At 67.6% G+C, this 7,309-nt stretch carries 6 protein-coding genes; 4 read left to right on the forward strand and 2 right to left on the reverse strand.

Annotated elements, in window-relative coordinates; all coding sequences use genetic code 11:
* Positions 1-197: 197 nt before the first annotated feature.
* On the reverse strand, positions 198-362 hold the full coding sequence (locus ACWDA7_RS48630; protein ID WP_450614095.1) for a hypothetical protein: 165 nt from the start codon (positions 360-362) through the stop codon (positions 198-200).
* Between the two features lie 330 nt (positions 363-692).
* On the opposite strand from ACWDA7_RS48630, the gene ACWDA7_RS48635 reads away from it, so the two are divergent.
* From ACWDA7_RS48635 to ACWDA7_RS48645, 3 genes are all read left to right on the forward strand, one after another.
* Positions 693-1,358 carry a hypothetical protein gene (locus ACWDA7_RS48635; RefSeq protein ID WP_450614097.1) on the forward strand — a complete coding sequence of 222 codons (666 nt, stop codon included), beginning with the start codon at positions 693-695 and terminating at the stop codon, positions 1,356-1,358.
* Positions 1,359-1,866: 508 nt separating this feature from the next.
* Complete coding sequence (locus ACWDA7_RS48640; RefSeq protein ID WP_450614099.1) at positions 1,867-2,001, forward strand: hypothetical protein; 135 nt, start codon at positions 1,867-1,869, stop codon at positions 1,999-2,001.
* A gap of 684 nt (positions 2,002-2,685) precedes the next feature.
* The gene (locus ACWDA7_RS48645; RefSeq protein ID WP_450614101.1) at positions 2,686-6,435 is read left to right on the forward strand and encodes a S8 family serine peptidase; all 3,750 of its coding nucleotides are present in this window, start codon (positions 2,686-2,688) and stop codon (positions 6,433-6,435) included.
* A gap of 12 nt (positions 6,436-6,447) precedes the next feature.
* Here the strand turns inward: ACWDA7_RS48645 and ACWDA7_RS48650 are convergent, their stop codons facing one another.
* Positions 6,448-6,615, reverse strand: coding sequence for a hypothetical protein (locus ACWDA7_RS48650; RefSeq protein ID WP_450614103.1), 168 nt, complete (start codon positions 6,613-6,615; stop codon positions 6,448-6,450).
* A 152-nt stretch (positions 6,616-6,767) separates the two neighbouring features.
* Here ACWDA7_RS48650 and ACWDA7_RS48655 point away from each other — a divergent pair, with 152 nt between their 5' ends.
* Positions 6,768-7,082 carry a kelch repeat-containing protein gene (locus tag ACWDA7_RS48655; protein WP_450614105.1) on the forward strand — a complete coding sequence of 105 codons (315 nt, stop codon included), beginning with the start codon at positions 6,768-6,770 and terminating at the stop codon, positions 7,080-7,082.
* Positions 7,083-7,309: the final 227 nt, after the last annotated feature.

Genomic DNA, 7,309 nt, shown 5'->3' on the forward strand with positions numbered 1-7,309 from the left:
CTCCGCTGGACCGACACCGAGCCACCGATCCCGACCCAAGACGAAGATCAAACAGCCAGTTCCCATTTATGAGTGCACTGTGGTTGACACATCTCCACCCGCCAGCGGGCCTTCGCCAACCGCACCGGGCACCGCAGCAGGACATGGGCCGGCAGCGTGGACAGCCAGTACTTCGCCGGCTCCGGCTCTTTGGCGGGTCACTCGGCCGGCAGCCGGCACACCGGCAGGTCCTCCCCGGGGTGCGCCCGGCGGATCCGCACCCCGGCCGGGCGCACCCGCAGCGCGGATCCCGCACCACGGGCGCCTCGTCCGGTCGCGTCTTCCGACACACCTCCGACACACTCGGTGGCGCGGACGCCCATCGACACGCTCCTCCGCAGGTCAGAGGGCTGCGAGGGGCGATCTACGCATTCACTCCTGAGCCGTGTGCGCAGGTTCGAATCCTGCCGGGGACACCCTTTCTGAGGTGCCCAAAGACCCCGTCCCCAGCGAAGAGGCTGAGGCCGGGGTCTTCGTGTTTGTGCAGGCGTATGCCGCCTGAAGCGGCCGTATGTCGAGGTCCGTGGACGAGCTGTGGACGGGATCTTGGTCCATCGCCGCAGGTGAGAAACGGTCTCCACCGCCCCTGTGTCTCATGGGAAAGCCTCCAGACAGGAACCTGACGTGTCGGAGGCGTGCGCTTGGATGAGCGGGTGACCGTTCAAGACGTTGCTCGGCAGCTGCCCGACATAGCCATCGTCCGTGAGCATTGCCGTTCCATGGCCATCCTGGAGGCAGTCCTGAGCCCTGAGTGGGCGGACCGCTACCACTCCTTCAACGACCACTGGTCCGAGACGGAGTCGATGGCTTCGATGCGGAACGGGTCGGGCGACGAGTACTCGATCGTCTTCTCGACCGCCGGTGCCTACATCCGAGGGTTCGATCACGAATCACCGATGAGCCCCTATGCAGAGGACGGACCATGGCCCGGCGTGCTGGACGACGTTCCCGACGTCTTCCGGCCGTGCGTCGAGGAGCCCGCGTTCTCGGATGAGGAGGGGATGCCTCTCATCACCGCGTGTATGTGGCGAGAGACGGGGGACGACGGCTGGAAAACAGGGTCGATCGACTTCCCCGAGGAGGGAACGGTAGACCCGGACGGCGCCGGGTACCTCTTCCAACTGTTGGTGGACCGCTCGCCGGAAGCCTTCCAGCGGTGGGCCGAGGACTACTACGAGACTCCGGTCGACTTGGAGGCCGTTCGTCACGTCTATTCGTCCCGTCCGCTGACCGAAGGAGTGGTCAGCGCGTTGAACGCAGAGATCACCCTGGCCGACCTCGCGGAGGACATTGCGGAGATCGGCTATCCGTTGGGCTGAGTCATTCAGCAACGACGAGGCCCCTGGACGCGGGGCGGTTGCCAGGGGCCTCGAAAGCGGGCAGGGGGTGTCACTCGTACTCGCGAAGCAGATCCTCGATGCGCCGGTTGGCAATGTCCTGCCGTCCGTCGAGGCACTTCGCGTAGCGGGTCGTCGGGGCGTGACGCATCGTCCGCGGGTCCCCGGACCGGGTAGTCACTGTCGGATGTCGCCTGCGCGTCAGGCGCGCACCACAGGCGCGTCCCAGTCGATCCGGTATCGGTGCGTCCAACCGAACATCTTCTCCGGCGTCAGGAACGTCCGCGTCGCCAGCGGCAGGCAGGCACCGGAGGCGAGCATGTAGAGACCCCCCTGCCGATGAGTGAGATCCGAGACCAGTCGGTGCCCCCTCCACCGTCAGTTCCGGCGACATTCCGATGCAGGTGGACCATGACTGCACCAGGACGCCCGTCACCTCGCGCGACGTAGCACCCCACAACTGCCGAACCGCGCTGACAGTGATCACGCCATGAGTCGGAACCTGGCTGGGAAGCTGCACAGCAGCGAGGGACTGGTGGCGCAGTGTCACCATTTCGATGTCCTTGTCCGCTCGCTCATCGGCAGCAGGCGTATCAAGGCGAACACACTCGGCATCGCGCGGTAGGGCAGTCGCAGCAGCCCGACCCATCAGACACAACCGTGCAGCAGTGAAAGGCCGTTCGCGGGAAACCTGCACGTCACATGCGAGGGAGTTTTCGGCACCTGCAGGTCCTTCCGAACGTCCCGTATGTCGCCGCTGACAGCCTGGCAGCGGAGCGCAGGGACCGTGTCATCGTTGGGACGTGTCGCAGTTGCGACACGTGAGGCCAGTGACATGTCCGGCTTCATCAGCGGATTCTTTCGGGCGGGTTGTGACTGCCGGCTGAACGAAAGGTGCTTCGCTGATGGCCTGGATCCGCCTGAAGACGGCACTATCGACAGGATTGCTGCCGGTTGCCGGAGGCTTGCCGGCTGCAGTCGCGGCGCGGACGGCATCTACCGGAAGCGCCGCTCATCTTGCCGCCGTGCCGGAGGCTCGCTTTGCCGCGGGTGCTCTCCGAAGTGAGATCGGGGACTGGCGCTATGGGGTCTGACGCTTCGTTGCCGCTCTGCGGCAGCAGCGCGGCTTCGTTTCCAGCCGGGTTTTCCTCGGCGGCCATACCAGCCCTACCCATGCCCGCGCCGGTGTACTGAGGCACGGCAAATCGCCTGCTTCCTTACCTGCCCGTGCGGCCCCTGGTGGCGTTGTGCAACCCGACGATGTGCCACGTCAGACGCAGCGATTGCTGTTCCAGCGAAGGGATCATCCTTGCCATCCATACCTGCCCGTAGACGGGCGTTGACGGCTGTCGGCGTTGCGCTGGCCGTATTGGCCGCGCAGCCGATGGTCTCCGCCTTGGCCGCGCCCAGGGCCGACACCTCGGACCGGCCCTTGACCGGCATCGCCCTACATCAGCCGACCTCACGTACCGTCACCCTGGTGACGGGTGACAAGGTCACGGTGAACACTGCTGCCGACGGCAGGGTCACCCGTTCCGTGCAGGGCGCGAACGGTGCACTCACCGGCTTCGTGACCTACAAGGTCGGCAAAGACACCTACGTGTACCCGGACACCGCCCTTCCGTACATCGCTGCCGGGAAGCTGGACCGCGAGCTCTTCAACGTCACCCAACTGCTGGCGGACGGCTACGACGACCAGCACAGCAGCAGCCTGCCCCTGATCGTCACGTACACCGATGCCGCCGCCCGTGCGCGCACGCAGGCCGTGCCTTCCGGCGCCACGAAGGCCTTCGCCCTGAGCAGCATTCAGGGCGCGGCGCTGTCAGAGTCGCGGTCGAAGGCCGACGACTTCTGGACCGCCCTCACCGGCGGGACCGCGCCGGCAACCGGTCGCAGCGCCGGAACCAAGCCCCAGTTGCGGGGCGGGATCGCGAAGGTCTGGTTGGACGGGAAGGTCAAAGCCGACCTGGCCGACACCACCGCGCAGATCGGCGCTCCCCAGGTGTGGGCGAGCGGCGACACCGGCCAGGGTGTGGACGTGGCCGTGCTGGACACCGGCATCGACACCCAGCACCCCGACCTGGTCGGTCAGGTGAGTGCGACCGCGAGTTTCGTGCCCGACCAGGACATCGAGGACCACCTCGGTCACGGTACGCACGTCGCCTCGACCATCGCCGGCACGGGCGCCGCTTCGGACGGCAAGGAGAAGGGCGTCGCCCCGGGCGCGCGCCTGCACATCGGCAAGGTTCTGAGCAACGAGGGCAGCGGCCAGGAGTCCTGGATCATCGCGGGCATGCAGTGGGCCGCCCGCGACCAGCACGCCAAGATCATCAGCATGAGCCTCGGCGGCGGGCCCAGCGACGGCCATGACCCGATGAGCGAGGCCGTCGACGAGCTCAGCGCCGAGACCGGTGCGCTGTTCACCATCGCGGCCGGCAACGCCGGCGAGCACACTGTCTCGACGCCCAGTGTCGCCGACGCCGCGCTGTCCGTCGGCGCCGTGGACGGCTCGGACCAGCTCGCCTACTTCTCCAGCACTGGTCCGCGGCAGGGCGATGCCGGCCTGAAGCCGGAACTGACCGCACCCGGCGTCGACGTGCTGGCGGCGCGCTCGCAGTACGCCGAGGACGGCGAGGGCTACTACCAGACGTTGAGCGGCACCTCGATGGCCACCCCGCATGTCGCCGGTGCCGCCGCGCTGCTCGCCGAGGCCCACCCGGACTGGACCGGGCAGCAGCTCAAGGACGCCCTGGTCAGCACCACCAAGGCGACGCCCCAGTACACGCCGTACCAGGGCGGCAGCGGCCGTCTGGATGTCGCCGCCGCCGTCAAGGGCACGGTGTTCGCCACCGGCAGCGTCTTCGGGGGCTACCGCGACGGCAAGGAGCCGGCCGGGGAGAAGTCCGAGAAGGAGGTGACGTACACCAACACCGGGGACGCTCCGGTCACCCTCGACCTGGCGCTGCAGGCGCCCGGTGCGGCCGCCGGTGCGTTCTCGCTGTCGGCATCTCAGGTCACCGTCCCCGCGCACGGCAGTAGCAAGGTCACCCTCACCACCAGCTTCGACCTGGTGAAGGAAGACACCACGACCTCGGGGCAGATCCTCGCCACCGACGCGTCCGGTAGCCTGCTGGCCCACACCATCATCGGCGCCTACAAGCAGTCCCCGCGCTACACCGTCACCGTGGGCGGCAAGGACCGCAGCGGCCGCCCGATGGGCGGCGAGGTGTACGTGTTCAGCGACAAGGTCTTCCTGCCGCTGCAACTGGACGATTCGGGAACCGGCACGGTCAACCTGCCTGCGGGCAAGTACTTCGTGAGCCTGGAGAGCGATGTCCAGGGCACTCACGGGCCGCACTCCCTGGGTAAGGCCATCCTGACCGCTCCCGAGGTCGTCGTCGACCAGGACACCACGGTGAACCTGGACGCTTCCAAGGCCAAGCAGGTCTCCGTCGTGACCCCGCAGGAGACCACTGTCGCCGAGACCCGCATCAACCTCTACCGCGGGTTCGACGGCGGAAGCTCGCTCACCATGGGCCGGTGGCCTGACGCCACCATGTACGACAGCGTCTGGATGCTGCCGACCAAGCCGGTCACCACGGGCGACTTCGAGTTCGGTGGCAACTGGCGCCTGACGGAGCCGGCCCTGAAAGTCGCGTCCCGCACGCGCGACTTTGACGACCTGATCGTCCAGCGCGGACACATTCCGCTCAAGGAGGGCACGCGCGAGTACGAGGCCGTCTATGCCGGAGAGGGCGGCGCCGCCGACTACGTGGGGCTCGACGCCAGGGGCAAGGTCGTCGTGGTCCGGCGCAGCGACGCCGTCGATCAGGCCGAGCAGGCCGAGACGGCAGCCAAGGCCGGTGCGAGTGCGCTGCTCGTCGTCAACGACGGCTACGGACGTCTGGACCCGTGGAACGACAACCCCTGGTCCGCCACCGACGACAACCCGGCTCCCCTGACCGTGGCCACGCTGACCGCGGACGAGGGCGACGAGTTGATCGCCCAGATCAAGCAGGGCCGGAAGACGGCGCTTGAGGTCACCTCCCACCCGACCACGGACTACCTCTACGACATCTCCCGCGACGCGACTGGCATCCCGGCGGACCTGACCTACCGGCCGCAGCGCCGTGATCTTGCGCGGGTCGATGTGTCCTTCCGCAACAACCGGCCCGCCAAGGGGATGGAGTTCCGTTCCGCCGTCTGGCTCGGCGACTACGGATACAACATGTTGCCCACCCCCACCCAGGCCGAGCGCACCGACTGGGTGTCCAGCGACACGGAGTGGGCCCAGAGCGCCTCGGTCAACCAGCAGCTTCAGATCAGCAGTGACTCCCTGACGCGGTACCCGGCCGGCACGACCTCCCATATGGAGTACTTCGGGCCGATCCAGCGTCCTCGGATGAACGGCTACTACCGACCGGTGCGCCAGGGCAACGCGGTGTACGTGGAGGTCCCGGGCTGGGGCGACTCGGTTCCCGGACACGTCGGCACGACCTTCAACAATGCCGATGTCGAGAACAAGGTGAAGATGTACCAGGGCGACACCCTGCTCAGGGCATCCGACACCGACACCCTGGGCAGCTACCGGTTCCCCCTCATCCTGGCCCCCGAGAAGACGCGGTACCGCCTGGTGTCGGACAACTCCCGGGGCACGTGGGCCAACGACTACTCGACCACCACCCGGACCGAGTGGGGCTTCGACTCCCAGCAGGGCGCCGCCGGCGTCTTCGAAACGTTGCCGCTGATCCAACTCGACTACGCGGTCGAGGGCATGGACGCCTCCGGCAAGGCACACCGCCGGACCGGCATCACCGTCACTCCCTCGCACCTCCCGGGCGCTCCCGGCTCCGACACCATCAAAACGGTGAGCCTGGACGTCTCCTACGACGACGGTGCCACCTGGCAGCACGCGACCCTGACCCGCACCGCCAAGGGCTGGAGCACTCAGCTGAACGCCCCCGCCCACGCGCGGTTCGTGACGCTGCGCACCAGCGCAGGCGACACCGAGGGCAACACCATCACGCAAAGCATCACCCGGGCCTTCGGCCTGAAGTAAGTACCTCTCGGATCAGCCTTGGTTGACCTGCAGGGGGCGGGGCCGCAGCCGGCGGCCCCGCCCCCTGCAGTCGTCGACGGCGGTGTACTGGTAGGAGCGCTTCTTCCGGCCGCTCTGGCCGAGCGCGGCCGGCCACGGCGCCGACCCGACGTCGTGCTCGCCGACCACGGTTACGATCACGACAGGTACCGCCGCCTCAACGACTCCGTGCGCAGCCGGGAGACCGGACAAAGTCAACGGTCTGCGCTGTTGTTGGCGGAAGCGGATGGTAGCTGCTGGGGAGGGCGAAGCCCTCGGAGTAACGTCAGACCTCATACGCCATTTCCTGCGTGATGCAGAACCAAGGGCCCCGACTCCCTGAGGGGCGCTTCGGGGCGGCCGGCGCCGCACTCGACGGCCGGCGCTACGCGGTCGGCGGATGCACCAACACCGATTGCTCCAACACCGTGTACGTCTTCGACCCGCGCTCCGGCGCGTGGTCCAGGCCGCGGACTACCCCCAGACGATCAGCTGGGCCTCGTGCGGCGCGATCAACGGCAAGCTTGTACTGCGCGGGCGACAACCACGACTACGTCGAGACCGGCGTCGGATACGGCTACGACCCGGCGTCCAACAGCTGGCAGTCCTGCCGGAGACCCCCTGTATGAGGTGCCCGAAGACCCCGCCACCAGCGGAAACGCTGAGGTCCGGGTCTTCGTGTTTGTGCAGGCGTATGCGGCCCCGAGCGGCCCCATGACGAGGTCTGTGGACTACTCGTGGACAGGATCTTGGGGCATCTGCCCACCCATGAGGGCCGGGGCTGTCAAGCGTAGAAATGGTCCCGACCCTCGGCTTTTGTTCTTCGCCGAGGCGCTTTCGTTTGTGGGTGGTCTCC

Source organism: Streptomyces sp. NPDC001156 (genome assembly GCF_053598275.1).